Origin of the sequence: Arthrobacter sp. I3 (assembly GCF_000520575.1) — a bacterium.
Taxonomy (GTDB): domain Bacteria; phylum Actinomycetota; class Actinomycetes; order Actinomycetales; family Micrococcaceae; genus Arthrobacter; species Arthrobacter humicola_A.
The window spans coordinates 41,456-64,551 of the sequence record NZ_KI914954.1 but is presented as its reverse complement, the minus strand read 5'-3'; the positions used below and the strand labels follow the sequence as shown (position 1 = coordinate 64,551).

At 66.9% G+C, this 23,096-nt stretch carries 23 protein-coding genes and 2 tRNA genes; 10 read left to right on the top strand and 15 right to left on the bottom strand.

The window, feature by feature from the left end; all coding sequences use genetic code 11:
- Positions 1–4: 4 nt before the first annotated feature.
- Positions 5–382 carry a DUF488 domain-containing protein gene (locus Y706_RS0119095; protein ID WP_028277854.1) on the bottom strand — a complete coding sequence of 126 codons (378 nt, stop codon included), beginning with the start codon at positions 380–382 and terminating at the stop codon, positions 5–7.
- A gap of 106 nt (positions 383–488) precedes the next feature.
- Here Y706_RS0119095 and valS point away from each other — a divergent pair, with 106 nt between their 5' ends.
- The gene (gene valS / locus Y706_RS0119090) at positions 489–3,107 is read left to right on the top strand and encodes a valine--tRNA ligase (RefSeq protein ID WP_028277853.1); all 2,619 of its coding nucleotides are present in this window, start codon (positions 489–491) and stop codon (positions 3,105–3,107) included.
- Positions 3,108–3,197: 90 nt separating this feature from the next.
- On the opposite strand, the gene Y706_RS0119085 is transcribed toward valS, so the two are convergent.
- Entirely contained in the window at positions 3,198–3,491 is a 294-nt protein-coding gene (locus tag Y706_RS0119085) for a putative quinol monooxygenase (protein WP_028277852.1), read from the bottom strand.
- Between the two features lie 286 nt (positions 3,492–3,777).
- Here Y706_RS0119085 and Y706_RS0119080 point away from each other — a divergent pair, with 286 nt between their 5' ends.
- Together Y706_RS0119080 and Y706_RS28965 are read left to right on the top strand one after the other, a co-directional pair.
- The gene (locus tag Y706_RS0119080) at positions 3,778–4,251 is read left to right on the top strand and encodes a DUF6325 family protein (RefSeq protein ID WP_028277851.1); all 474 of its coding nucleotides are present in this window, start codon (positions 3,778–3,780) and stop codon (positions 4,249–4,251) included.
- Position 4,252: 1 nt separating this feature from the next.
- Entirely contained in the window at positions 4,253–4,399 is a 147-nt protein-coding gene (locus Y706_RS28965) for a hypothetical protein (RefSeq protein ID WP_155855732.1), read from the top strand.
- 473 nt (positions 4,400–4,872) lie between these two features.
- Here the strand turns inward: Y706_RS28965 and Y706_RS0119070 are convergent, their stop codons facing one another.
- The 6 genes from Y706_RS0119070 to Y706_RS0119045 form a co-directional block, all read right to left on the bottom strand.
- On the bottom strand, positions 4,873–5,490 hold the full coding sequence (locus Y706_RS0119070; RefSeq protein WP_028277850.1) for a mycothiol-dependent nitroreductase Rv2466c family protein: 618 nt from the start codon (positions 5,488–5,490) through the stop codon (positions 4,873–4,875).
- Positions 5,491–5,591: 101 nt separating this feature from the next.
- On the bottom strand, positions 5,592–6,875 hold the full coding sequence (clpX, locus tag Y706_RS0119065) for an ATP-dependent Clp protease ATP-binding subunit ClpX (RefSeq protein WP_028277849.1): 1,284 nt from the start codon (positions 6,873–6,875) through the stop codon (positions 5,592–5,594).
- A gap of 131 nt (positions 6,876–7,006) precedes the next feature.
- The gene (locus tag Y706_RS0119060; RefSeq protein WP_026266422.1) at positions 7,007–7,666 is read right to left on the bottom strand and encodes an ATP-dependent Clp protease proteolytic subunit; all 660 of its coding nucleotides are present in this window, start codon (positions 7,664–7,666) and stop codon (positions 7,007–7,009) included.
- Between the two features lie 38 nt (positions 7,667–7,704).
- The gene (locus tag Y706_RS0119055; RefSeq protein WP_028277848.1) at positions 7,705–8,343 is read right to left on the bottom strand and encodes an ATP-dependent Clp protease proteolytic subunit; all 639 of its coding nucleotides are present in this window, start codon (positions 8,341–8,343) and stop codon (positions 7,705–7,707) included.
- Between the two features lie 307 nt (positions 8,344–8,650).
- Positions 8,651–10,045 (bottom strand): trigger factor, encoded by a 1,395-nt coding sequence (tig, locus tag Y706_RS0119050; protein ID WP_028277847.1) that lies wholly within the window; start codon positions 10,043–10,045, stop codon positions 8,651–8,653.
- Positions 10,046–10,113: 68 nt separating this feature from the next.
- A tRNA-Pro gene (locus Y706_RS0119045) sits at positions 10,114–10,188 on the bottom strand.
- Between the two features lie 132 nt (positions 10,189–10,320).
- On the opposite strand from Y706_RS0119045, the gene Y706_RS0119040 reads away from it, so the two are divergent.
- A tRNA-Gly gene (locus Y706_RS0119040) sits at positions 10,321–10,391 on the top strand.
- A gap of 117 nt (positions 10,392–10,508) precedes the next feature.
- On the opposite strand, the gene Y706_RS0119035 is transcribed toward Y706_RS0119040, so the two are convergent.
- The 3 genes from Y706_RS0119035 to Y706_RS0119025 all read right to left on the bottom strand — a co-directional run bounded on the left by Y706_RS0119035 (position 10,509) and on the right by Y706_RS0119025 (position 13,122).
- Entirely contained in the window at positions 10,509–11,426 is a 918-nt protein-coding gene (locus Y706_RS0119035; RefSeq protein ID WP_028277846.1) for an Fpg/Nei family DNA glycosylase, read from the bottom strand.
- Positions 11,426–11,917, bottom strand: a complete 492-nt coding sequence (locus Y706_RS0119030; protein WP_028277845.1) for a ribose-5-phosphate isomerase — start codon at positions 11,915–11,917, stop codon at positions 11,426–11,428. Before Y706_RS0119030 ends, Y706_RS0119035 begins: the two co-directional genes overlap by 1 nt.
- Positions 11,918–12,120: 203 nt before the next feature.
- Positions 12,121–13,122 carry a hypothetical protein gene (locus Y706_RS0119025; RefSeq protein WP_028277844.1) on the bottom strand — a complete coding sequence of 334 codons (1,002 nt, stop codon included), beginning with the start codon at positions 13,120–13,122 and terminating at the stop codon, positions 12,121–12,123.
- A 377-nt stretch (positions 13,123–13,499) separates the two neighbouring features.
- Between Y706_RS0119025 and pepN the strand changes: the two genes are divergently transcribed.
- Both pepN and Y706_RS0119015 read left to right on the top strand, forming a co-directional pair.
- Positions 13,500–16,055, top strand: coding sequence for an aminopeptidase N (pepN, locus tag Y706_RS0119020; protein ID WP_043436499.1), 2,556 nt, complete (start codon positions 13,500–13,502; stop codon positions 16,053–16,055).
- 87 nt (positions 16,056–16,142) lie between these two features.
- Complete coding sequence (locus tag Y706_RS0119015) at positions 16,143–16,628, top strand: OsmC family protein (RefSeq protein WP_028277842.1); 486 nt, start codon at positions 16,143–16,145, stop codon at positions 16,626–16,628.
- Between the two features lie 23 nt (positions 16,629–16,651).
- On the opposite strand, the gene Y706_RS0119010 is transcribed toward Y706_RS0119015, so the two are convergent.
- Complete coding sequence (locus tag Y706_RS0119010) at positions 16,652–17,677, bottom strand: Rossmann-fold NAD(P)-binding domain-containing protein (protein WP_028277841.1); 1,026 nt, start codon at positions 17,675–17,677, stop codon at positions 16,652–16,654.
- A 137-nt stretch (positions 17,678–17,814) separates the two neighbouring features.
- On the opposite strand from Y706_RS0119010, the gene Y706_RS0119005 reads away from it, so the two are divergent.
- Positions 17,815–18,474 (top strand): mechanosensitive ion channel family protein, encoded by a 660-nt coding sequence (locus Y706_RS0119005; RefSeq protein WP_028277840.1) that lies wholly within the window; start codon positions 17,815–17,817, stop codon positions 18,472–18,474.
- Between the two features lie 4 nt (positions 18,475–18,478).
- Positions 18,479–18,937, top strand: a complete 459-nt coding sequence (locus Y706_RS0119000; protein ID WP_043436497.1) for a globin — start codon at positions 18,479–18,481, stop codon at positions 18,935–18,937.
- Positions 18,938–18,959: 22 nt separating this feature from the next.
- Here the strand turns inward: Y706_RS0119000 and Y706_RS0118995 are convergent, their stop codons facing one another.
- Positions 18,960–19,619: a DUF8185 domain-containing protein gene (locus tag Y706_RS0118995; RefSeq protein ID WP_028277838.1), complete on the bottom strand. Its 660-nt coding sequence runs from the start codon at positions 19,617–19,619 to the stop codon at positions 18,960–18,962.
- A 62-nt stretch (positions 19,620–19,681) separates the two neighbouring features.
- Between Y706_RS0118995 and Y706_RS0118990 the strand changes: the two genes are divergently transcribed.
- On the top strand, positions 19,682–20,644 hold the full coding sequence (locus Y706_RS0118990) for an acyl-CoA thioesterase (protein WP_028277837.1): 963 nt from the start codon (positions 19,682–19,684) through the stop codon (positions 20,642–20,644).
- A 174-nt stretch (positions 20,645–20,818) separates the two neighbouring features.
- Here the strand turns inward: Y706_RS0118990 and ettA are convergent, their stop codons facing one another.
- Entirely contained in the window at positions 20,819–22,501 is a 1,683-nt protein-coding gene (gene ettA / locus Y706_RS0118985; protein ID WP_026266424.1) for an energy-dependent translational throttle protein EttA, read from the bottom strand.
- 83 nt (positions 22,502–22,584) lie between these two features.
- On the bottom strand, positions 22,585–22,866 hold the full coding sequence (locus Y706_RS0118980; RefSeq protein ID WP_043436496.1) for a DUF6993 domain-containing protein: 282 nt from the start codon (positions 22,864–22,866) through the stop codon (positions 22,585–22,587).
- On the opposite strand from Y706_RS0118980, the gene Y706_RS29865 reads away from it, so the two are divergent.
- A partial coding sequence (locus Y706_RS29865) for a hypothetical protein (RefSeq protein WP_216699150.1) occupies positions 22,865–23,096 on the top strand: 232 nt, incomplete at its 3' end. The genes Y706_RS0118980 and Y706_RS29865 overlap by 2 nt on opposite strands.

Sequence of the window (23,096 nt, the reverse complement as noted above, 5' to 3'; positions counted from 1 at the left end):
GGGCTCATTTCCTGCTGTTGCTGCCCCGCTCGAGGAACTCCTGCAGCACCCGGGCATGGTTGGTCTCCGGGTCCCGGGCGCCGTAGAGCAGCGTCACTTTCCCGTGCTCCGCCGCGAGGTCCCGGAGTGTCTGCACGGCCGGGTTCACCTCAAGCTCGGCTTCGTAGGCCGCCCGGAAGTCCGCGAACCGTTCCTGCATGTGGCCGAATTCCTTGCGCAGCGGCGGGGAGGGCGCCACGTCCTTGAGCCAGAGTTCTAGTTGGGCCCGTTCCTTGCTGACTCCGCGCGGCCAGAGCCGGTCCACCAGGACCCGGCAGCCGTCGTCGTCGGAAGGGTCCTCATAGATGCGTTTGACCGCAAAGGTTCCGGCAGACGTCTCCATACCGCTGGACACTATTCCAGTGTTTTGCCCTCGCATAGTGCGATTTACTGCAGCGGACTGTAGCGATTGGGTGAAACGGACTGTAAGGAACTGCAACAATTGACCCATGGCTGAAGACAATCAGGGTACAGACACGCCCACCACCGCCCCCATCAACGTTCCGGACAAGCCCGCCCTGGAGGGGCTGGAAGAAGCGCTCACGCGGCGCTGGCTTGACGAAGGGACCTACAAGTTCAACCCGGACACCACCCGGGAGCAGGTCTACTCGATCGACACTCCCCCGCCCACGGCGTCGGGATCCCTCCACGTCGGACACATGTTCTCGTACACGCAGACCGACGTCCTGGCGCGCTACCAGCGCATGACCGGCATGAACGTCTTCTACCCCATGGGATGGGACGACAACGGCCTGCCCACCGAGCGCCGCGTGCAGAACTACTACGGCGTGCGCTGCGATCCCGCGATTGCCTACGACGCCGGCTACCGTCCCCCGGCCGAGCCCGCCAAGAACCAGCGCGACTTCGACGTCATCTCCCGCAAGAACTTCATCGAGCTTTGCGAGGAGCTCGCGGTCGAGGACGAGAAGGTCTTCGAGCACCTCTTCCAGACCCTGGGCCTGTCCGTGGACTGGGACCTGACCTACCGGACGATCGATGACAAGTCCCGCGCCATCTCCCAGCGGGCCTTCCTGGCCAACCTGGCAGCAGGCGACGCGTACATGGCCGAGGCCCCCACCCTGTGGGATGTCACGTTCCGCACCGCCGTGGCCCAGGCCGAGCTTGAGGACCGTGAGGTCGCCGGCGCCTACTACCGCTACCCCTTCTTCACCGAAGACGGCGAAAAGATCTTCATCGAGACCACCCGCCCCGAGCTGCTGGCCGCCTGCGCCGCGCTCGTGGCCAACCCCGACGACGAGCGCTACAAGCCGCTGTTCGGCAAGAAGGTCACCTCTCCCCTGTTCGGTGTCGAGGTAGAGGTCAAGGCCCACCCGCTGGCTAAGGCGGACAAGGGCTCCGGCGTCGCCATGGTCTGCACCTTCGGCGACCTCACCGACGTCACCTGGTGGCGCGAGCTGCAGCTGCCCACCCGCGCGATCGTGGGCCGCGACGGCCGCATCATCGGCGAGACCCCGGAGTGGATCACCACCGAAGAAGGCCGCGCCAACTTCGCGGCCATCGCCGGCAAGACGGTATTCAGCGCCAAGGAGTCCGTGGTGGAGCTCCTGGCCGGCGCGGAGCTGCTCGACGGCGAGCCCAAGAAGATCATGCACCCGGTGAACTTCTTCGAAAAGGGGGACAAGCCGCTTGAGGTGGTCACCTCGCGCCAGTGGTACATCCGCAACGGCGGCCGCGACGAGGACCGGCGCGAACGGCTGATCGGCCGCGGCAACGAGATCGAGTTCCACCCGGCGTTCATGCGCTCCCGCTACGAGAACTGGATTTCGGGGCTCAACGGCGACTGGCTCGTGTCCCGCCAGCGCTTCTTCGGCGTGCCGGTACCGGTCTGGTACCCCCTGGATGCCGACGGCAACCCCGAATACGACGCGCCGATCGTCCCGTCGGATGCGCAGCTGCCCGTGGACACCGCGGCGGATGCGGCCCCCGGCTACGAGGAAGCCCAGCGCGACGTGCCCGGCGGTTTCACCGGCGACGCGGACGTCCTCGACACCTGGGCCACGTCCTCCCTGACCCCCCAGATTGTGGGCGGCTGGAGCACCGACGAGGCGCTCTTCGCCAAGGTCTACCCCTTCGACGTGCGCCCGCAGGGCCATGACATCATCCGGACCTGGCTGTTCTCCTCCGCCGTCCGCGCCGACGCGCTGCAGAAGACCGCACCGTGGAAGCATGCAGCCATCTCCGGCTGGATCCTGGACCCGGACCGGAAGAAGATGTCCAAGTCCAAGGGCAACGTCATTGTGCCCACGGATGTGCTGGAAGAGTACGGCTCCGACGCTGTGCGCTACTGGGCTGCCTCGGCCAAGCTCGGCGCGGACACCGCCTACGAGATCGCGCAGATGAAGATCGGCCGCCGCCTGGCCATCAAGCTGCTCAACGCCTCCAAGTTCGTCCTGAACCTGGGCGCCACCGAGGACTCGGTCGTCTCCGGCGACCTGTCCGTGCTGAGCAACCCGCTGGACCGGGCCGTCCTGGCCCAGCTCGCCGACGTCGTCGAGCAGGCGACCAAGGCATTCGAGGGCTACGACTACGCCCGGGCGCTGCAGATCACCGAGAGCTTCTTCTGGAACTTCACCGACGACTACGTGGAGCTCATCAAGGACCGTGCCTACGGTGCGGCCGGCGAGGAGCAGCAGGCGTCCGTGCTGGCCGCCCTCGCGACGAGCCTGGACACCCTCCTGCGGCTCTTCGCGCCGTTCCTGCCGTTCGCCACGGAGGAAGTCTGGAGCTGGTGGCGCACCGGTTCCGTGCACCGCGCCCAGTGGCCTTCCGCCATCGCGGTCGACGGCGACACGACGCTCCTGGCCACGGTCGGCACCGCGCTCAGCGGCATCCGCAAGGCCAAGTCCGAGGCCAAGGTCAAGCAGCGCACCGAGGTGCTGTCCGCGACGATCACGGCCTCGGAGTCCCTCACGACCCAGCTCAAGGCCGGCCTCGCCGACCTCAAGGCCGCGGCCAACGCCCGTGAACTGGCGCTTGTCGCCGGCGAGGGTGAACTGGCCGTCAGCGACGTCGTTCTGGCACCTGCCGAGCGGCCCGTCCAGGCGTAGTCTCCGGCGGAAACAACACGAAGGGGCCCTCGGTCCGGTTCAGAGAAGCAATTCTGATCCGGCGGGGCCCCTTCGGCGTCGCGGGGAGGCTCAGACCGCGAAGGACGTCTCGAAGTGCGTCAGCACCGGCGGGGCGGCCAGGAGTTCTGCCAGCCCGCTCGCGCCGTCGCCTGCGCGCCAGGCGCGATAGGCGGCATCGTGTTCCATCGATACCCACTGTTCGACCACGAGAAAATGCGCCGGATCCTCGCTGTCGACCAGCACGTCGACCCCGAGGCAGCCGTCAAAGGCGCGCGTATCGGAGAGAATATCGCGGAGCACCGCGGGCGCCGTGGGCAGGGCTTCGGCTTTGACGTTCAAGTCGAGATGGGCTGTAACGGGCATGGCGCTCCAATGTTCGCAGGTGGGGACAGGACAAAACCGGGTACAACCGGGCGGGTGGCCCGGAGATCACGGCACGGGGACCGCCGCCCCGTCATTGGAAGCAACAGCCGGGACGCCGGGCTTGTTCCTTCGGCCCGGAACCCGGGGCAGCACAAGCAAGTCCTATCGCTGAGGCGTGAGGTCACCCGGCACGGGTGAGGCGCCGCACCTCACCGGGGGCACAGAATGAAGGTGCAGCGGTCCGTCGGATCGCCTTGAACCCCAAGAAGAAGCGGAGGTCATACGCATGACTGAGACACTCGATGAACTGGGGCCGGTCGACTGGATCGTCGTTGAATTCCCCGGACCCGATTTCGGCAAGGGCCAGATCGCCCCGTTCCTGGAGGACCTGGTCCAGCGTGACCTCGTCAGGGTGCTCGACATGGTGTTCCTGAGGAAGATGGAAGACGGCACACTCGAGACGGCGGAGATCTCCGACCTCGACCCGAGCGAGCTCGGCGAGGTGCGCACGGCCGAGGCCGACCTGGCCATGGTGCTCTCTGAGCAGGATGTCATGGACCTGGCCGAGACGATCGCGCCCGGCCACTCCGCCGCGGTGCTCGTCTGGGAGAACCTGTGGGCGGCTCCGTTCGGCACGGCAGTCCGCAAGGCCGGCGGCCAACTCGTGGCCAGCGGCCGGATCCCGACCCAGGCCGTCATCGCCGCCTTCCAGGCCGACGCTGAAGACCAGTCCTCTGAAGAAGCGATAGAAGGAGCCTGACATGCCACTGGCAGCACGACGCAGACGCAGGACCGCCGCCGCCGTCGGCGGGGCCGTTGTCGTCGCCCACGGGATCAACCGTCGCGGCGACCGGCGCGAAGACCGCCGTGACGACCGCGGCGACCGCCGGGAGGACCGCCGCGACTGACACCACGGAGCCAGTCCCCTGGCACCCTCAGGTGCGCATGACCCGCCCCGGGTCGTGCGCACCTGCACAATGCCCACGCTGCACCCGGGGAAGCGTCCTTGGACGGCGTTATTGGGCCCACTGTTTTTGGGCAAGGTGTTTTTGGGCAAAGGGGAAGCCCCATCAGCGTTTAGCGGTTGGTGGGGCTTCGACTTTTCGATTGTCACGTGACGTCTTAGACAATCTGGCGGGATCCTTAGACTTTCAGGTCTTCCTACCTCGTCACTGGTAGCCATCATCTGACTTTGCCGAAGGCTGCGTCGGATGAGTGTCACTGAATCTTTGGTTCCTGCGTCCCTCTTCTTTCGAAGTGGGTAAGTTCTATTGTTGTCCCCCGGCCTGCTGTGCACAAGAGCCCCGGCAGAACTACAACAGAGTAGTTCTGCCGGGGCTCCCGGGAGGCCGGGCAGCGGCCCGGCCCGGCGTGTTCAGGCCTAGTTAAAGACCGGGCTTTCGGTACGGCTGCGCTTGATTTCGAAGAAGTACGGGAAGGATGCCAGGGTCACCGTGGCGTCCCAGATCTGTCCTGCTTCCTCGCCGCGCGGGATACGCGTCAGAACCGGGCCGAAGAAGGCCGTGCCGTTGAAGGCGACGACAGGTGTGCCCACGTCCTGACCGACCAGCGAGATGCCTGCCTCGTGGCTGGCGCGCAGCTTTGCATCAAATTCGTCGCTCTGGCCCGCGCCCGCAAGCTCGGCCGGCAGTCCGGCCTCGGCCAGCGACTTGGCGATGACCTCGTCGATGTCCTTGATGCCTTCGTTGTGGATCTTGGTGCCCATGGAGTCATAGAGCGCCTTGATGTATTCGGCACCGTGCTGTTCAGCGGCGGCGGTGATGACGCGGACCGGAGCCCACGCCTTCTTCATGAACTCGCGGTACTGCTCGGGCAGTTCCTCGCGGCCCTCATTGAGCACGGCGAGGCTCATGACATGCCACTCGGTCTTGATGTCACGGACTTCTTCGACTTCGCCGATCCAGCGGGAGGTGACCCAGGCGAAGGGGCACATCGGGTCGAACCAGAAGTCGGCTTTGTTGGTCATGGTTTCAGACACAGGTGTTCTCCTTAGGGAAGTCTGCGGGGAAAGCGCCGGGGCGGATCACGCACACGGCGCGCTAAAGATTACAGCGACCTTGGCCGCGATAATATTCCGGATCAGGCGGACTTGCGCCGTTTGACCTCGTCGTGGGCGATCATCGTGGGCGCTGCCTTCTTGGTCACGACCTGTTCGGTGATCACGACGCTGGCGACGTCGTCGCGGCTGGGGAGGTCGAACATGACCGGAAGCAGGACTTCCTCCATGATGGCGCGCAGCCCCCGGGCTCCGGTGCCTCGCTCCAGCGCCTGGTCGGCAATGGTGTTGAGGGCCTCGTCCTCGAAGATGAGCTCGACGCCGTCGAGCTGGAACATCTTCTGATACTGCTTGACGAGGGCATTCTTCGGCGTCGAGAGAATCTGGATGAGCGCGGCGCGGTCCAGGTTGGAGACGGTGGTGATGACGGGCAACCGGCCGATGAACTCCGGGATCAGCCCGAACTTGAGCAGGTCTTCCGGCATGACCTCGCCGTAGGAATCCGTGGTGTTCTTGACCTCGTTGAGCGGGGCGCCGAAGCCGATGCCCTTGCGCCCGGACCGCGAACCGATGATGTCCTCGAGCCCCGCGAAGGCGCCGGCCACGATGAAGAGCACGTTGGTGGTGTCGATCTGGATGAATTCCTGGTGCGGGTGCTTGCGTCCGCCCTGCGGCGGGACCGAGGCCACCGTGCCCTCTAGGATTTTCAAGAGCGCCTGCTGCACGCCCTCCCCCGAAACGTCCCGGGTAATGGAAGGATTCTCGCTCTTGCGTGAGATCTTGTCGATCTCATCGATGTAGATGATGCCCTGCTCGGCCTTTTTGACGTCATAGTCGGCGGCCTGGATAAGTTTGAGGAGGATGTTCTCAACGTCCTCACCGACGTAGCCGGCCTCGGTCAGGGCCGTGGCGTCGGCGACGGCAAACGGGACGTTGAGGCGGCGGGCGAGGGTTTGGGCCAGGTAGGTCTTGCCGCAGCCGGTGGGTCCGATCAGCAAGATGTTGGACTTGGCGATCTCGACGTCGTCGTGGTGCACGCCGTCGGCGAGGCTGCCGCTCTTCGGCGCGTGGCCAGCCTGGATCCGCTTGTAGTGGTTGTACACCGCGACGGCGAGCGAACGCTTGGCGGGTTCCTGGCCAATCACGTATTCCTGCAGGAAATCAAAGATTTCGCGGGGCTTGGGCAGCTCGAAACTGCCCAGGTCAGCTACTTCCGCGAGTTCCTCTTCGATGATCTCGTTGCAGAGTTCGATGCACTCGTCGCAGATGTAGACGCCGGGCCCGGCAATGAGCTTGCGGACCTGCTTCTGGCTCTTTCCGCAGAAAGAACACTTCAGCAGATCTGTGCTCTCGCCAATCCGAGCCATGTGTGAACCCCTTTAGTAGCTTGCTGCTGGCTGTGACATGTTCCACTCTAGGTCACTTTGGGCCCGTTGGGTGGAAAGCGGACGCCGGTGCGGCCAAGTAAAAATGCCGCACCGGCGCCGCAGATTGCTGATTAGCGCGCGATTGCCTGGGGCTTGATCTTGCGGGAATCGAGGACCTGGTCAATGAGGCCGTACTGCATGGCCTCGGCGGCCGTGAGGATCTTGTCCCGCTCAATGTCGTTGTTGACCTGCTCAGGCGTCCGGCCGGAGTGCTTGGCCAGCGTGTCCTCGAGCCAGGAGCGCATGCGCATGACCTCGGCGGCCTGGATCTCGAGGTCCGAGGCCTGCCCGCCCTGTCCGCCGGACAGCGAAGGCTGGTGGATCAGTACGCGGGCGTTCGGCAGCGCGAGGCGCTTGCCCGGCGTGCCGGCCGCGAGCAGCACGGCGGCGGCGCTGGCCGCCTGGCCGAGGCAGACGGTCTGGATCTCGGGCCGGATGTACGTCATGGTGTCGTAGATCGCGGTCATGGCGGTGAAGGAACCGCCAGGCGAGTTGATGTAGAGCGTGATGTCGCGGTCCGGGTCGGTGGACTCGAGCACCAGCAGCTGGGCCATGACGTCGTCGGCCGAGGCGTCGTCGACCTGGACGCCGAGGAAGATGATGCGGTCCTCGAACAGCTTGGTGTACGGGTCCTGGCGCTTGAAGCCGTAGGGGGTGCGCTCTTCGAACTGGGGCAGCACGTAGCGGCTGCTCGGCAGGTTGCCGGCAGTCGAACCGAAGTTGTAGTTCATGTTCATTGCTCCTGAATTCATTGCTGTCTACCTGCCGGTCAGTTCTCGGTGGCTGTCGCAGCGCCGCCGCTGTTTCCGGAGCCGTTGGCGTTGGTTCCGCCGCCGCCTGCCACGGATCCGGCATGTGCCGCGATCTTGTCGAAGAAGCCGTATTCGAGGGCTTCCGGGGCCGTGAACCACTTGTCGCGGTCGTTGTCCTTGAGGATGGTGTCCACACTCTGGCCAGTCTGGTCGGCGGTCAGCTCGGCCATGACCTTCTTCATGTGCAGGATCAGCTCGGCCTGGATCTTGATGTCCGACGCCGTGCCGCCGATGCCGCCGGAGGGCTGGTGCATGAGGATGCGGGCGTTGGGGGTGGCGTAGCGCTTGCCCTTGGTGCCGGAGGAGAGCAGGAACTGGCCCATGGACGCGGCGAGGCCGGTGGCAACCGTGACAACATCGTTCGGGATGAACTGCATGGTGTCGTAGATGGCCATGCCGGCGGTGACGGAGCCGCCGGGTGAGTTGATGTAAAGGTAGATGTCCCTTTCAGGATTCTCCGCCGAGAGCAGCAGCAGCTGGGAGCAGATCGCGTTGGCGTTATCGTCGCGGACCTCGGAGCCGAGCCAGATGATGCGCTCTTTCAGCAGGCGGTTGTAAATGTAGTTATCCTGGGCTGCCGGATCGACCGTGGCCATCCGGGGTGCCCCTGCTTGCTGTGACATATGTACTTACCTCTCGCTGGCGACGGTGACGCCACTGGACGACATCACTGAACTTTCCTACAGCGACACTAACCGTTTTCAGGCCCGCTTTGTTCGCTGGTGCCGGGCTGTTCGCTGACGGCGCACGATTGCCGGGACCCCGCGAGCCGGGTCCTGGATGCGGGCCCTTCCCGGCTCCCGAACAGACCGTGCCGGCCGGGCATGGCTGCAGGCGGGGCTTAAAACAGTCGACCCCCGGATCGGTGATCCGGGGGCCCACTGTTCTACGTCTCAGTGACTGCTAGAACTTCACTGCTGCGGGGTCATCGCTCGGCGTGGCCTCGGTGCCGGCTTCTGCCGAAGCTGCTTCGTCCTCAACGGTCTCGGCGGCCGGGGCGGCTTCGTCGCCGGGGCGGACGAAGTCGCTCAGGTCAACCTTGTTGCCCTCGGAGTCGGTGACCTCGGCCTGGCCCAGCACAACGGCCAGTGCCTTGCGGCGGCGGACCTCGGAAACCATCATGGGCACCTGGCCGCTCTGATCGATGATCTGGGCGAACTGGTTCGGGTCCATGCCGTACTGGCTGGCGGTGGTGACGATGTAGTCGATCAGCTCGTTCTGGCTGACGTTGACTTCTTCCTTCTCCGCGATGGCGTCGAGGATGATCTCGTTCTGGAAGGCGCGCTCGGTGTTGGCCTTGACCTCGGCGCGGTGCTCCTCGGTGTCGTGCTCGCCTTCACCGTGGGCGTTTTCGGCGTTGAAGTGCTGCTCGAGCTGCTCTTCGACGATCGACGCCGGGACGGGCACCTCGACGAGCTCAACGAGCTTGTCCAGGACCTTGTCGCGGGCCTCGACGCCCTGGTCAACAACCTTGGACTCGGCGGCCTGCTTAGCCAGGTCCTCACGGAGTTCGGCCAGGGTGTCGAATTCGCTGGCGAGCTGGGCGAAGTCGTCGTCGGCGACAGGGAGCTCGCGCTCCTTGACGGCCTTGACGGTGACCTTGACCTGAGCGGACTCGCCGGCGTGCTCGCCGCCGACCAGCGTGGTGTCAAAGATGGCGTCCTCGTCGGCGCTGAGGCCGGTGACGGCCTCGTCGAGGCCTTCGAGCATGGTGCCGGCGCCAACCTGGTAGGACAGGCCGGAAGCGGAGTCAACATCGGCACCGTCGATCGAGGCTGCGATGTCGATCGTCAGGAAGTCGCCATCGGCGGCCGGGCGGTCCACAGACTTCAGCGTGCCGAAGCGGCCGCGGAGCTCGTCCAGGGCCTTGTCGACGTCGGCGTCGGAGGACTCGGCGGCGGCGACCTCAACCTTGATGCCTGCGTAATCGGGCAGTTCGATCTCGGGGCGGATGTCAACCTCGGCGTGGAACTTGAGCTCGCCGTCGGTGGCGGACGGGTCCGGAACCTCGGTGATCTCGACCTCGGGACGGCTCAGGGGGCGGATGCCGGTTTCCTGCACGGCGGCCTGGTACCAGCCGTTGAGGCCCTCGTTGATGGCCGTCTCCAGGACGTAGCCGCGGCCAACGCGCTGGTCAATGAGCTTGGAGGGGACCTTGCCCTTGCGGAAACCGGGGACCTGGATCTGCGAAGCAACAGTCTTGTATGCCTCTGCGATGCTGGGCTTCAATTCCTCAAAGGGGACCTCAACATTGAGCTTGACCCGCGTGGGGGTGAGGTTCTCGACAGCGCTCTTCACAGTCTAAGTACTCCTGGTGTGGGGGGTATGGGGTTCTGCATTGCCACGTGCTGGCAGTGCTTGCAGAGTCGGGGTGACAGGATTTGAACCTGCGACTTCCTGCTCCCAAAGCAGGCGCTCTAGCCAAGCTGAGCTACACCCCGTAAGTGCACAGAACAGTCTACGGTCATACTGTGCCGAATTGCACATTTGACACCGGGGCCTTGAATTGGGTTTAGTTGTATCCGGCTTGAACAGCCGCCCGGAAGTTTTACTGGAGTTCCAGTGAGATCCCCGGGGACGTAGCTTAATGGTAAAGCCTCAGTCTTCCAAACTGATTACGCGGGTTCGATTCCCGTCGTCCCCTCAGAAATATGACGAAAAAAGCCCCTCTCCGGAGGGGCTTTTTTCGTTCCCTCCGGGCCCCGGTGGCCGGAGCTCCGGAGCTTGGAAGGATTGGCTTTGGAAGGGCAGGCGTACCGGCTCAGGCCTGCTGGCAGGCCGGGCACCAATAGAGCTTCCTGGCGCCGAGCTCGGTCAGCGCCACCGGCGTTCCGCAGTCCCTGCAGCCGAGTCCGTGCCGCCGGTAGACGAAGTGGGCCTCCTCCGGGGCCGGCAGGACGCCGCGGGATACGCCGGCTCCGGCCCCGTTCCAGTACTGCGGCGGCGTCGTGATGATCCGGCCGTCCCGGACGCCGTCGGTCATCATTGCCGCGGTGTCGTCCCAGAGCCGGCGGGCAGCGTCCGGTGACAGTTCGGCGCCGGGCAGCCAGGGGTTGAGCCGCTGCCGGAACAGGAGTTCGGCCCGGTAGACGTTCCCGACGCCGGCAATCACCTTTTGGTCCATCAGCAGGGCCGCCAGCGGTGTACGTTTGGCCGCCACGGTGGCGCTGAAGGCGTCCCGGTCGCCGGGAAGGTTCCGCAACGGGTCCGGGCCGAGCCGCGCCAGTACGGCCGCCGCTTCCGCGTCCGTGATCGCCTCGCACGTGGTCGCGCCGCGGAGATCGGCCCAGCCGTGCGCGCCGGCGAGCCGGACGCGGACGGCACCGACCGGCGCGGGCGGGCCCTCATATGAGGCCGGCCCGGCCGCCTCAGCGTCGTCGTAGACTTCCCGCTCCCCCACCTTCCGGGGCGCGCCGATGCTGGAGGCGCCGCGGAAGGTGGCGTCGCCGCCGAAATCCCAGGCGCCATAGAGGCCCAGGTGGACGTGCAGGAGAAGCCCGTGCCCGAACTCCAGGAAGAGGTGCTTCCCGTGCGCCACGGAACTGACGAGGGTGTGGCCGTCCAGCAGCGCAGCGCCCTGGGCAAACCGGCCCTGCGGACTGGAGACCGCGAGCCGCTCCCCCGCGAAGACGTCCCCGAACTGGCGGGCCAGACGGTGGACGGAATGCCCCTCCGGCACTAGTCGATGACCTCGCCGGTGCGCTCGTACGTGGCGATCTTGCCGATCCGGCGGACGTGGCGCTCATCGTTGCTGAAAGGTTCGGCCAGGAACGCCTCGATGATTTCCGTGGCCTCGTCGACGCTGTGCTGGCGGCCGCCGACGGCGACGACGTTGGCGTCGTTGTGCTCACGTGCCAGCTGGGCGGTGGACAGGTTCCAGGCCAGCGCGGCCCGGACGCCCTTGACCTTGTTGGCGGCGATCTGCTCGCCATTGCCCGAGCCGCCGAGGACGATGCCGAGGGCGCGGGTTCCGGCTTCCTGGTCCGCGACGACGGCGAGGGCGGCGTTGATGCAGAACGACGGGTAGTCATCCAGGGCGTCGTAGACCTTCGGTCCGTGGTCCACCACCTCGTAGCCCTTGGCGCTGAGGTGGCTGACCAGGTGGGCGCTGAGCTCCATTCCGGCGTGGTCGGTGGCAATGTGCACGCGGGGCAGGTCAGAAATGGTCACGGCTGTTCCGTTCGGTTGCGGCGCCGGGGCGGCGGCCGGGGCGGGTGGGGTCTGGTCCAAGCGTACTAGGCCAGGCCTCCCGGGACCGTGCTGCAGCCGGCGGGACCCCTCACTGGACGGTCGTGTTACACAGGCCCGGCACGCCGTCGTACTCCACCGTCTTGCCCCACCGTCCAGCTCCACCGGGGACCGACACCGCCGTGCTACACGGCGGTGGTCCCGCCGTTCCGCCGGGCCCTGTCCGCCACCCGGGACAGCGTTTGGGCAATATTGTCCGCCGCGGTGGCACTGCCGCCGCTCACCGCCAGCCGTCGCCCGTCTGAGCGGTCGATGACCACCGCGGGGCCGCTGCTGACCAGCATCGCTGTGGTGTTGCCATGGGTCCGGTAGCCCCACCCGCCATAGTCCGCCGCCGTGACGTCCCTGGGCGTCGCGGCGTCGATGGCCGCGGCCGGAACCTCCATCACCCGGACGAAGCCTGCCGCGAAGACGTGCAGCCCGCCGCGGTCAACCCGGATCCGGGCCACCAGGAACGCCGCGGCCACCAGGGCCGCCGCCACCAGGAGGACAGACAGCCACGGCACGGCAATGGTCAGGAGGGCGGCCGGCAAAATCGTTGCGATGCCGAGCATGACGAAGATTGAGCTGCGGGCGTGGACCCAGAGGCTCACCCGGTCCCTGGCCAAATCCGGATCCTGTTCGCGCTCAAGGGCCTGCCGGACGGCGACGTCGTCATCGACGGACCAGCGCTCGTCGGCCTTGAAGACAAAACCCATCACGATGCCCAGGCCGAGGGCCGCGCCGCTGCCGAGGGCCAGGACCGAGGCGTCCACATGGGATCCCCGCGCATCGGGCAGGCCCAGCTGGCCCACGAGCACGGCGGCAAGGACTGTGGTGACGAACAGGCTCATGGACAGGCCGGCGCCCATCATGATGCGGCGCATCATCGCGGGGCGCGAGAGCGGCACGGCCTGCAGCAACACGGCCCAGCCGATCACCACGATCAGCGAGGCTCCGGCTCCCGCGACTGTCACGAACGGCGCGAAGTCGGCGGCACCGGCGGCGGTCCAGCGGACGGCCAGCGGCTCGGGCAGGTCCGGGCGCACCAGAAGCGCACACACCACGAATCCTGCCGCCAGCATCAAGGGGAAACCGATGGCAAAGCGCAGCGCCCTGGCATCGACGGAGTCACGGATCTTTCCCATGCTCCAACGCTACCGCGGACGCACCTTGATGGATCTGGGGACGTGCGCGCAGGTCAGGAGGTGGACGGGAAGCAAATGTGGGATCAGGCACGTAGTCCGGCGCCCGGACCTCGCCACGAGCAAGAAGACATCGCCGGGGCAACGTCAACGGGGCCGACCCAACCGCACCCATCTGACACGAACGGCCGCTAAGGGCATCGGCTTAGCGGCCATTCGTGGCAAATCGTGGACTGGCGCAAAGGCCTGGTGGCCGGTTGTGACCGGGCTAACTTGCCAAGGGCCGCTAACGTGAAAGAATAATTTCACAGTACCGCCGGCGACCGCGGCCGCGGCCGGCCGGCAGTATCCAACTTCTTCTGGAGGCCCCTTTGCCCGGTATGAACCTGACCCGCGCCGAAGCCCGCGAGCGCGCCGCCCTGATCGACGTCGAATCCTACGAGGTCAGCCTGGACCTGACCCGCGGCGAGAAGGTCTTCGGCTCCACCACGGCCGTGAAGTTCCGGGCCAAGCCGGGCTCGTCGACCTTCATCGACGCCGTCACCCACGCGGTGCACAGCGTGAGCCTCAACGGCCGTGAACTGGATCCGGCCGAGGTCTCCGACGGCGTCCGGATCCAGCTCCCGGACCTCGCGGCCGAGAACCACCTGCTGGTGGTCGCCGACGCCCCGTACATGAACACCGGTGAAGGCCTGCACCGCTTCGTGGATCCGGTGGACAACGAGGTCTACCTGTACACCCAGTTCGAGGTCCCGGATTCGCGGCGCATGTTCGCCGTCTTCGAACAGCCCGACCTGAAGGCCAGCTTCACGTTCACCGTCACCGCCCCCTCGCACTGGGATGTCGTGTCCAACTCCCCCACCCCGGTGCCGGTGGAGACCATCCCCGGCGCGGATGGGGGCGCCCGCTCTGTCTGGGAGTTCACGCCGACACCTCGGCTGTCCTCCTATGTCACCGCGCTGATCGCCGGGCCGTACCAGTCGGTGCGCAGCGAGGTCACGTCGGCGGCGGGCAAGGTCACCCCGCTGGGCATCTTCGCCCGCAAGTCGCTCATGCAGTACCTCGATGCGGACAACATCTTCGAACTCACCCGGCAGGGCTTCGAGTTCTTCGAGGCCCAGTTCGGCTGCCCGTACCCGTTCGAGAAGTACGACCAGCTCTTCGTGCCGGAGTTCAACGCCGGCGCCATGGAGAACGCCGGGGCCGTCACCATCCTGGAAGGCTACGTCTTCCGCGGCAAGGTCACCGACGCCCAGGTGGAACGCCGCGCCATCACCGTGCTGCACGAGCTCGCGCACATGTGGTTCGGCGACCTTGTCACCATGCGCTGGTGGAACGACCTCTGGCTCAACGAGTCGTTCGCCGAATACATGTCCCACCTGGCCGCCGTCGAGAACACCGAGTTCGGCCACGCCTGGACCACGTTCGCGTCCGTGGAGAAGTCCTGGGCCTACCGGCAGGACCAGCTGCCCACCACGCACCCGATCTTCGCCGAGATCAACGACCTCCAGGACGTCGAGGTGAACTTCGACGGGATCACCTACGCCAAGGGCGCCTCGGTGCTGCGCCAGCTCGTCGCCTGGGTGGGCCCGGAGCAATTCATGTCCGGGGTGCGGGAGTACTTCAGCAAGCACGCCTGGCAGAACACCGAGCTCAGCGACCTCATGGCCGAACTCGAGAAGGCCAGCGGCCGCGACCTGGAACGGTGGGGGCAGCTCTGGCTGGAGACCGCCGGCGTGAACACCCTGACGCCGGAAATCTCGGCGGCCGCGGACGGCATCATCGAGTCCTTCGCCATCGTGCAGTCGGCGATCGAGAGCGAACCGACCCTGCGCCCGCACCGTCTCGCCGTCGGCTTCTACAACCTCAACGGGACCGGCAAGCTGGAGCGGGTGCACCGCGAGGAGCTCGACGTCGACGGCGAGCGCACCGAAGTTCCGGCCCTGGCCGGCCTGGCCCAGCCGGACCTGATCCTGCTCAACGACGACGACCTCGCCTACGCCAAGGTGCGCCTGGATCCGAAGTCCCTCGCCACCGCAACGGCGCACCTGAAGGACTTCAGCCAGAGCCTCCCCCGCACGCTCGTGTGGGGCTCGGCCTGGGATGCGGCGCGCGACGGCGAATCCCCGGCCCGCGGGTACGTGGAGCTGATCCTCGCCAACATTGCCGAGGAATCCGATTCCTCCGTGATCCTGGTCCAGCTCCGGCAGCTGGCCACCACGCTGACCTTCTACGTGGCCGAGGAGTACCAGGAGTCCACCGCCGTGGCCGCGGCCGACAAGCTCTGGGAACTCGCCTCGGCGGTGCCGGCCGGCTCGGACGCCCAGCTGCAGTTCGTGAAGTCCTACGCCCTGCTGGCCCGCAGTGCCGGGCAGCTGGACACGGTCTCCGGGCTGCTGGACGGCTCACTCACCCTCGACGGGCTGAGTGTGGACCAGGACCTGCGGTGGGAGCTGCTGGCTTCCCTCGTGGCAGGCGGCCGCGCCGGGCAGGAGCGGATCGACGAAGAACTGGAGCACGACAACACCTCCAACGGCCAGAACGCGGCGGCCCTGGCCAAGGCCGCCATCCCCACCCCCGAGGCCAAGGCCGAGGCCTGGGAATCGATTGTGGTCAAGGGCGATCTGTCCAACGCCCTGCAGGGCTCCGCGGTGACCGGCTTTACCCGGGTCCTGGACACGTCCCTGCTCGAGCCGTACGCCGAGAAGTACTTCGAGGCCGTCCCGGGCATCATGGCAAGCCGCACCCACGCGCTGGCCTCGCAGATCGTCGTCGGGCTCTACCCGGCCCAGCTGACCACGCAGGCCACGGTGGACCGCACGGATGAGTTCCTGGCCTCGCTGCCGGAGGGCAGTGCGGCGCTGCGCCGGATGATGCTGGAGAACCGCGACGGCGTTGCCCGCGCCCTGCGCGCCCGCCAGGCCGACGTCGGCTAACGGCCAAGGCACCGGACCCCCGGCAAGCCTGGAACCCCGGCACCGCCCCTGTGCGGCGCCGGGGTTCTGTCGTTCTAGGCTGGAGCCATGAGCCTTGACGAACACCACTATGCGCTGACCGTCCGCTGGACCGGGAACCGCGGGGCCGGGACGTCCTCGTACCGCGGTTACTCACGGGACCACGACATCGAGATCCCCGGGCTGCCGGTGCTGCGCGGCTCGGCCGATCCGACCTTCCACGGGGACCGGGAGCGCTACAACCCCGAACAGCTGCTGCTGGCCGCGCTCTCGCAGTGCCACATGCTCTCCTTCCTGCACGTGGCCGTGAAGCACGGCGTTGTGGTGACGGCCTACGAGGACCGGGCCGAGGGCCTGATGCGGACCAACAGGGACGGCAGCGGGCAGTTCGAATCCGTCACGCTGCGGCCCCGGGTGACGGTGGCGGAAGCGGCGGCACCGGATGTCCTCGAGGAACTCCACGTGGAGGCCAACAAGGTCTGTTTCATCGCCCGCAGCGTCAACTTCCCGGTGTTGCACGAGCCGACGGCTGTGGTGGAGGGCCAGGCTGACTGAATGGTTTTCAGGCGGAATAGTTTTCAGGCGGCGCCGTCAGCCGGGCTGGTCGAGGCCTCTGCCCGGTACTCGGACACCAACCGGCGCTCCGTCTCCGGGCTCATACCGGCCTTGCGTTCACGGCCGAGTCCGCGGCGGCGTTCATCCGCCAGGGTGTCCTGCAGCGTGTCCATCCACGGCCGGAGCCGCAGCCCCGCTGTCCGGGCAGCGTCGTTGCTGCGGGTCGCGAAGCCCTCGTGGCCTGACGGCAGCCACAGCGGCAGCGAGTCCGGGCCGGCCCAGTAGTTCGCGCCGTGCGACGCCAGCCAGTCTTCGGGGGCCACAACCACCTCGGAGTCGGCGTCGGCGAGCTGGCGGGCTTCCTCCAGATAGGCGGCAAAGGGCACCGGCTCACCGACGGCGTTCAGCGCCCCCGTGGTTCCGTTCCCGGCGGCGGTGAGGATCCAGGCGGCGAGGTCGCGGACGTCGATGATCTGGGTGGCGTCGGCGGGAATGTCCGGGACCAGGACGGGATCGTTGTCCCGGGCGAACCGGGCCGGCCAGTACCCGTAGCGGTCGGAGCCGTCCCCGGGTCCGCCGATCAGGCCGGCGCGGCAGAGATGCGCCTTGCCCCCTGCCAGTTCCCGGGTCAGGTGCTCGATCGCGGACTTGGCCTCGCCGTAGTTATCCATTAACAGCTCCGTGCCCGGAGCCAGCGGCGGGAGCACCAGGGCGTCTTCTGCCTCGCCGGCCACTGAGTGGTCCGCGTAGACCGAGCAGCTGGAGATGCAGGTCCAGTGCCGGGCCGAGCCGGCCAGCGTCTCGAGGGCCTCCCGCGCCTGGTCAGGGTCCCGAGAGACGTCGACGACGGCGTCCCACGCGCCGCTGCCGGCAGCCCCTTCGTACGCGGCCTTCCCCTGCGCGCGGTCCGCGCGCAGCCAGGTGGCGCCGTCGGGCGGCGAGGCGGCGGTACCTCGGGCCAGGCAGGTGACGTCGTGCCCGGCGGCGAGGGCCTGCCGGGCTATTTCAGCTGACAGGAAGACGGTGCCGCCAAGGACCAGGATGCGCATGGGGCCACGCTACGGCGCTAATGTTGAAGTAGACCAGAGCGTTATGCGCCCGGCGAACGCCAGCCGCCTTTCCGGACGCCCAGCCCTGCTGCCGGCCGGCAGCAGGGCTGCAGTATACTAGGAGTTTTCCCTCACCGATGATCAGCCTGACCACCATCGAACCAATCACCGCACCGGACATCTCGGCTGTCAATCTGCCAGGTGGCCTCATCAGCCTGGGCATCGGCGTCGCCGTGTGGCTGGTGGCATCCTTCGTGATCACCGGCATCACCAAACGGGTAGCGGCGGGCAGCACACTCTTCAAGAAGTCGCACTTCCGCTGGGTGGCTCCGGCGTTCCGCGCCCTGGACCACGAACGCCGCGTCCAGCGGGCAGAGACAATCGGCGCACTGCTCCGCAGCGTGGTCGGCGTCCTGATCGCCGTCCTCACCATCGTGTACGTGCTCAAGTACCTGAACGTGGACGTGGCTCCCATCCTGACGAGCGTCGGGATCCTCGGTGTGGCGATCGGCTTCGGTGCCCAGCAGTTGATCCGCGACTTCCTCGCCGGCATTTTCATTACCTTCGAGGACCAGTACGGCATTGGCGACATTATCGAGACTTCGGAGGTGGTGGGCACGGTCGAGGCCATGAATCTGCGGATCACCCGGGTCCGGGCCGACGACGGCACCATCTGGTACCTGCGCAACGGCGAAATCCTGCGTGTGGGCAACCGCTCCCAGGGCACGTACATTCCGCCCGAGACGTCCCCGGCAGACGAGGCCGACAGCGCACCCCAGCAGAAGGCCGGAGAATAGTGAAATGACGATTCCCAGCGCCAGCGAGCCCAGCCAGCCCAGGCAGCTGCTGCAGAACGATCCGTTCAGCCAGCCCGGCTACACGGACAACTTCTATGACGCCGTGGGCGGCCACGAGACTTTCGTGAAGCTCATCGATGTCTTCTACGACGGCGTCGCAACAGATCCGCTGTTGCGCGCCATGTACCCGGAAGAGGACCTTGGCCCGGCGAAGCGCCGCTTCCTGATGTTCCTGGAACAGTACTGGGGCGGGCCGACGACGTACGCCGAGGAGCGCGGGCATCCGCGGCTGCGGATGCGCCACATGCCGTTCCGGGTGACACCGGAGGCCAAGGAACGCTGGCTGTTGCACATGCGTGCCGCGGTGGATGCCCTGGAGCTGCCGCCGCTGTATGAGGGTACGCTCTGGGACTACATGGAGCGGGCAGCCCTGTCCATGGTGAACAGCCCGTCGGAGGGCTGAGCGCGGAGGGCGCCGGAGCTTCCTAGAGCCCGGTGCCGGTCCGGACCAGCACGTGGCCGCGGGTGCCGCTGAGCCGGAACCAGCGCCCGGCCCGGTAGAGCCGTTGCTCGCTCTCTGCCAGGAAGCCCAGGGTGAGCGCGGCGAACGCGGCCCCGGCCGGCAGGCCGCCGGCGTCGGGCAGTTCCCGGCCCCAGACCGTTGCCCTGGCGTTGTTGACGATCAGCGCACCGGGCTTGTCCGGAATGATCGCGGCGATCTCCCTGATCCCGGCCTCCGCTGCGGTCCGCAGGGCGGCGTCCTGGACGGTGCCGAGCAGTTCCCAGCCGGCCCGCGGCGCGCCGATCCCGGCCCACGACTCGCTGACGGTCACCGGCGGGACGGGAAGTTCGACGTCGTGCTCCCCCGCCCGTGCCAGGCGGTCCAGCACGGCGGACAGCGGCACTGTCACGTCAGTGTCCGCCGGCTGAGCCAGCGCCATGGTCCGCAGGCCCAGGATGGTGGGGGTGGATTCGCCCAGGAGCCGGGGCCGCAGGACGCAGACGTAGGCGGCCAGGACGGGACCCGCGGCCTGGAGCCGGATGGCGCCGTCGTCAATGGACTTGGCGCGCGTCGCGAAGGTGCGCAGGTCGTCGAGGTCGCGGGGATCGGTGAACTGCAGGGGCTGGGTTAGGACATCAGACACACTACTGACTCTACCGGCTGCGCTTCTTTGGAGCGGCGCTGGACGCCGTCTAGAGTCAGACCATGACTGAAGCCGAAGCCGGACTGCTGGGGCTCCCGACCCAGGACCCCACCTCCTCGCTCATCCAACTTCTCAACCTCGGCGAGCTCGAGGGCGCCCGGACGGACGAGGACATCTTCATGGGTCCCTCCCAGCAACAGCCCAAGCAGCGCGTCTTTGGCGGCCAGGTGCTGGCGCAGTCCCTGATAGCCGGCAGCCGCACCGTCGATCCGGACCGCAGCGTGCACTCCATGCACGGTTACTTCCTCCGGCCCGGAGACGCCAACAAACCGATCACCTTCGGCGTGCAGCGCCTGCGCGACGGGCGGTCCTTCTCGGCCCGCCGGGTCCACGCCTATCAGGAGGGCATGCCCATCCTGTCGATGATCGCGTCCTTCCAGGCCGAGGACGAGGGGATCGAGCACCAGTCCGAGATGCCCGCCGGGATCCCGGACCCCGAATCGCTGCCGAGCACGGCCGACCTGCTGGGCAAGTTCGATCACCCCGTGGCCCGGCACTGGGCCTACGAGCGGCCGTTCGACATCCGCCACGTCGATCCGGCGCTGTATGTCTCGGCCAAGGGACCGCGGGAGGCCCGCAACGCCGTGTGGATGAAGACCTTCGGCCCGATGCCCGACGACGCCGGCCTGCACCGGGCGGCCCTGGCCTACGCGAGCGACTACACCTTGCTCGAATCCATCCTCCGCAGGCACGGCATGAGCTGGATTACGCCGGGGATGTCCGTGGCAAGCCTGGACCACGCCATGTGGTGGCACCGGCCGGTCAGGGTCGACGAGTGGCTCCTGTACGTCCAGGAATCGCCCAGCGCGCAGGGCGCCCGGGGCCTCGCGACGGGCAAAATCTTCAGCCGGGACGGCCGGCACGTGGCGACGGTGGCCCAGGAAGGCATGATCCGCGTCCCGAACGACTTCAAAAACACCGACCTGGAGAACACGGAGAAGGGCGCCGTGCAGACCGCCGTCTGATCGAGGGCGCTGCAGCACCAGATCCGCAAGGCCAAGGGCTGCCAGTACTCCCCCGTCCGGCGGCTGGGACACGGCGTCCTCGGCACACAGGCCCACCGCACGCAAAAAGCCGGCTCCCCCTGAAACAGTTCAGGCGGGAGCCGGCTTTTTCGCGGCGCTGTAAGCCTTGCGGGCTTAGTCGCGGGTGAGGCGGCGGTGGGTTACCCGGTGCGGCTTGGCCGCATCCGGGCCCAGGCGCTCGACCTTGTTCTCCTCGTAGGATTCGAAGTTGCCCTCGAACCAGTACCACTTGGACGGGTTCTCCTCGTCGCCTTCGTAGGCGAGGATGTGGGTGGCCACCCGGTCCAGGAACCAGCGGTCGTGCGAGACGACGACGGCGCAGCCCGGGAATTCGAGCAGGGCGTTTTCGAGGCTGCTGAGGGTTTCGACGTCGAGGTCGTTGGTCGGTTCGTCGAGGAGCAGCAGGTTGCCACCCTGCTTGAGGGTCAGCGCCAGGTTGAGGCGGTTGCGCTCACCACCGGAGAGCACCCCGGCCTTCTTCTGCTGGTCCGGGCCCTTGAAGCCGAAAGCGGCCACGTAGGCGCGGGACGGCATTTCGACGTGGCCGACCTGGATGTAGTCGAGGCCGTCGGACACGACTTCCCACAGGGTCTTGTTCGGGTCGATGCCGCCGCGGCTCTGGTCGGCGTAGGAGATCTTGACGGAATCGCCGATCTTCAGTTCTCCGCCGTCGAGCGGTTCCAGGCCCACGATGGTCTTGAAGAGGGTGGACTTGCCGACGCCGTTGGGGCCGATGACGCCGACGATGCCGTTGCGGGGCAGGCTGAAGGACAGTCCATCGATCAGGGTGCGGTCATCGAAGCCCTTCTGGAGACCCTTGGCCTCCAGCACGAGTCCGCCCAGGCGCGGGCCCGGCGGGATCTGGATCTCTTCGAAGTCGAGCTTGCGGGTACGGTCTGCCTCGGCAGCCATTTCCTCGTAGCGGGCCAGACGGGCCTTGGACTTGGTCTGGCGTCCCTTGGCGTTGGACCGGACCCATTCGAGTTCCTCGGTCAGGCGCTTGGCCTGCTTGGCGTCCTTCTTGCCCTGGACTTCCAGGCGGGCGCGCTTCTTCTCCAGGTACGTGGAGTAGTTGCCCTCGTACGGGTACAGGTGGCCGCGGTCGACTTCGGCGATCCACTCGGCCACGTGGTCGAGGAAGTACCGGTCGTGGGTGACGGCAAGGACGGCACCGGAGTAGCTGGAGAGGTGCTGTTCCAGCCACAGCACGCTCTCGGCGTCAAGGTGGTTGGTGGGCTCGTCGAGGAGCAACAGGTCCGGCTTCTGCAGCAGGAGCTTGCACAGCGCGACGCGGCGGCGCTCACCACCGGAGAGCAGGGTGACGTCGGCGTCGGCGGGCGGGCAGCGCAGTGCGTCCATAGCCTGTTCCAGCTGGGAATCGATGTCCCAGGCGTCGGCAGCGTCGATCGCTTCCTGCAGCTGTCCCATTTCCTCGAGGAGGGCATCGTAGTCAGCGTCGGGGCTGGCCATTTCCTCAGAGATCGCGTTGAAGCGCTGGATCTTGCCGTAGATTTCTCCGACGCCCTCCTGGACGTTGCCCAGGACGGTCTTGTCTTCGTTCAGCGGCGGCTCCTGCAGCAGGATGCCTACCGTGTAGCCGGGGCTGAGCCGGGCCTCACCGTTGGAGGGAGTGTCCAGGCCGGCCATGATCTTGAGAATGGTGGACTTACCGGCACCATTCGGGCCGACAACGCCAATCTTGGCCCCCGGGAAGAAGGACATGCTTACGTCATCGAGGATGAGTTTTTCGCCGACAGCCTTACGGGCCTTGGTCATTGTGTAGATAAATTCCGCCATGCCTACAAATCTAGTGGTTCGGGCGGGATAACTCACATTCCGTGAGCCCGGATCGGCCACTTAACGGCGTTCGAGGGTTCGGCTCAGTCCCGGACGCCCACGAGGCAGCCGCCGGAGGCCAGACCCGGCAGCACAGCGACGGTGACGGTGCCGGTGCGGATCTGGGCCACGATGCAGTCGCTGCCGTCGCGCACTCCGGCCTCGACGGCGTCGGCAGCGAGGCCGGTGGGCGTCCGCCCGGCTGTGACTTCCACAGCGTCGGCCGGAATCCCTGCCTTAACCAACGACGCGCGGATGCCCGCCGTTTCGGGCTGACCGCCGCCGCGAATGGCGGCGTTCAGGACCGCCTCGACCGTGGACTTCATGGCGGATTCCCTGTCGGGTTTCAGGCCGGGTTTCGCCAGCGGCGACGTCGTGGATGCCGGTGCGGGTGCCGGTGCCGGGGACGTTGCGGAAGGTGTCCCCTCAGAATCCGCGGCTTCAGAGACCATGGCTCCGCTGCTACCGGCCGGCGTCGCACAGGCGGAGGCCGAAAGCAGGAGCACCAAGGTTGCGGCGGCCGGAGCGGCCCAGCCGCCGCGACGGGCGGCCCCTC

Coding starts and splice junctions, on each gene's coding strand:
- ettA (WP_026266424.1), bottom strand. CDS start 22,501: ATGGCGGAATTTATCTACACAATGACCAAGGCCCGTAAGGCTGTCGGC.
- Y706_RS28965 (WP_155855732.1), top strand. CDS start 4,253: ATGCCACTGGCAGCACGACGCAGACGCAGGACCGCCGCCGCCGTCGGC.
- Y706_RS0119010 (WP_028277841.1), bottom strand. CDS start 17,677: ATGCGCATCCTGGTCCTTGGCGGCACCGTCTTCCTGTCAGCTGAAATA.
- Y706_RS0119085 (WP_028277852.1), bottom strand. CDS start 3,491: ATGCCCGTTACAGCCCATCTCGACTTGAACGTCAAAGCCGAAGCCCTG.
- pepN (WP_043436499.1), top strand. CDS start 13,500: ATGAACCTGACCCGCGCCGAAGCCCGCGAGCGCGCCGCCCTGATCGAC.
- valS (WP_028277853.1), top strand. CDS start 489: ATGGCTGAAGACAATCAGGGTACAGACACGCCCACCACCGCCCCCATC.
- Y706_RS0119015 (WP_028277842.1), top strand. CDS start 16,143: ATGAGCCTTGACGAACACCACTATGCGCTGACCGTCCGCTGGACCGGG.
- clpX (WP_028277849.1), bottom strand. CDS start 6,875: ATGGCTCGGATTGGCGAGAGCACAGATCTGCTGAAGTGTTCTTTCTGC.
- Y706_RS0119055 (WP_028277848.1), bottom strand. CDS start 8,343: ATGGCCACGGTCGATCCGGCAGCCCAGGATAACTACATTTACAACCGC.
- Y706_RS0118980 (WP_043436496.1), bottom strand. CDS start 22,866: ATGAAGTCCACGGTCGAGGCGGTCCTGAACGCCGCCATTCGCGGCGGC.
- Y706_RS0119080 (WP_028277851.1), top strand. CDS start 3,778: ATGACTGAGACACTCGATGAACTGGGGCCGGTCGACTGGATCGTCGTT.
- Y706_RS0119025 (WP_028277844.1), bottom strand. CDS start 13,122: ATGGGAAAGATCCGTGACTCCGTCGATGCCAGGGCGCTGCGCTTTGCC.
- Y706_RS0119000 (WP_043436497.1), top strand. CDS start 18,479: ATGACGATTCCCAGCGCCAGCGAGCCCAGCCAGCCCAGGCAGCTGCTG.
- Y706_RS0119060 (WP_026266422.1), bottom strand. CDS start 7,666: ATGAACTACAACTTCGGTTCGACTGCCGGCAACCTGCCGAGCAGCCGC.
- Y706_RS0118990 (WP_028277837.1), top strand. CDS start 19,682: ATGACTGAAGCCGAAGCCGGACTGCTGGGGCTCCCGACCCAGGACCCC.
- Y706_RS0119095 (WP_028277854.1), bottom strand. CDS start 382: ATGGAGACGTCTGCCGGAACCTTTGCGGTCAAACGCATCTATGAGGAC.
- Y706_RS0119005 (WP_028277840.1), top strand. CDS start 17,815: ATGATCAGCCTGACCACCATCGAACCAATCACCGCACCGGACATCTCG.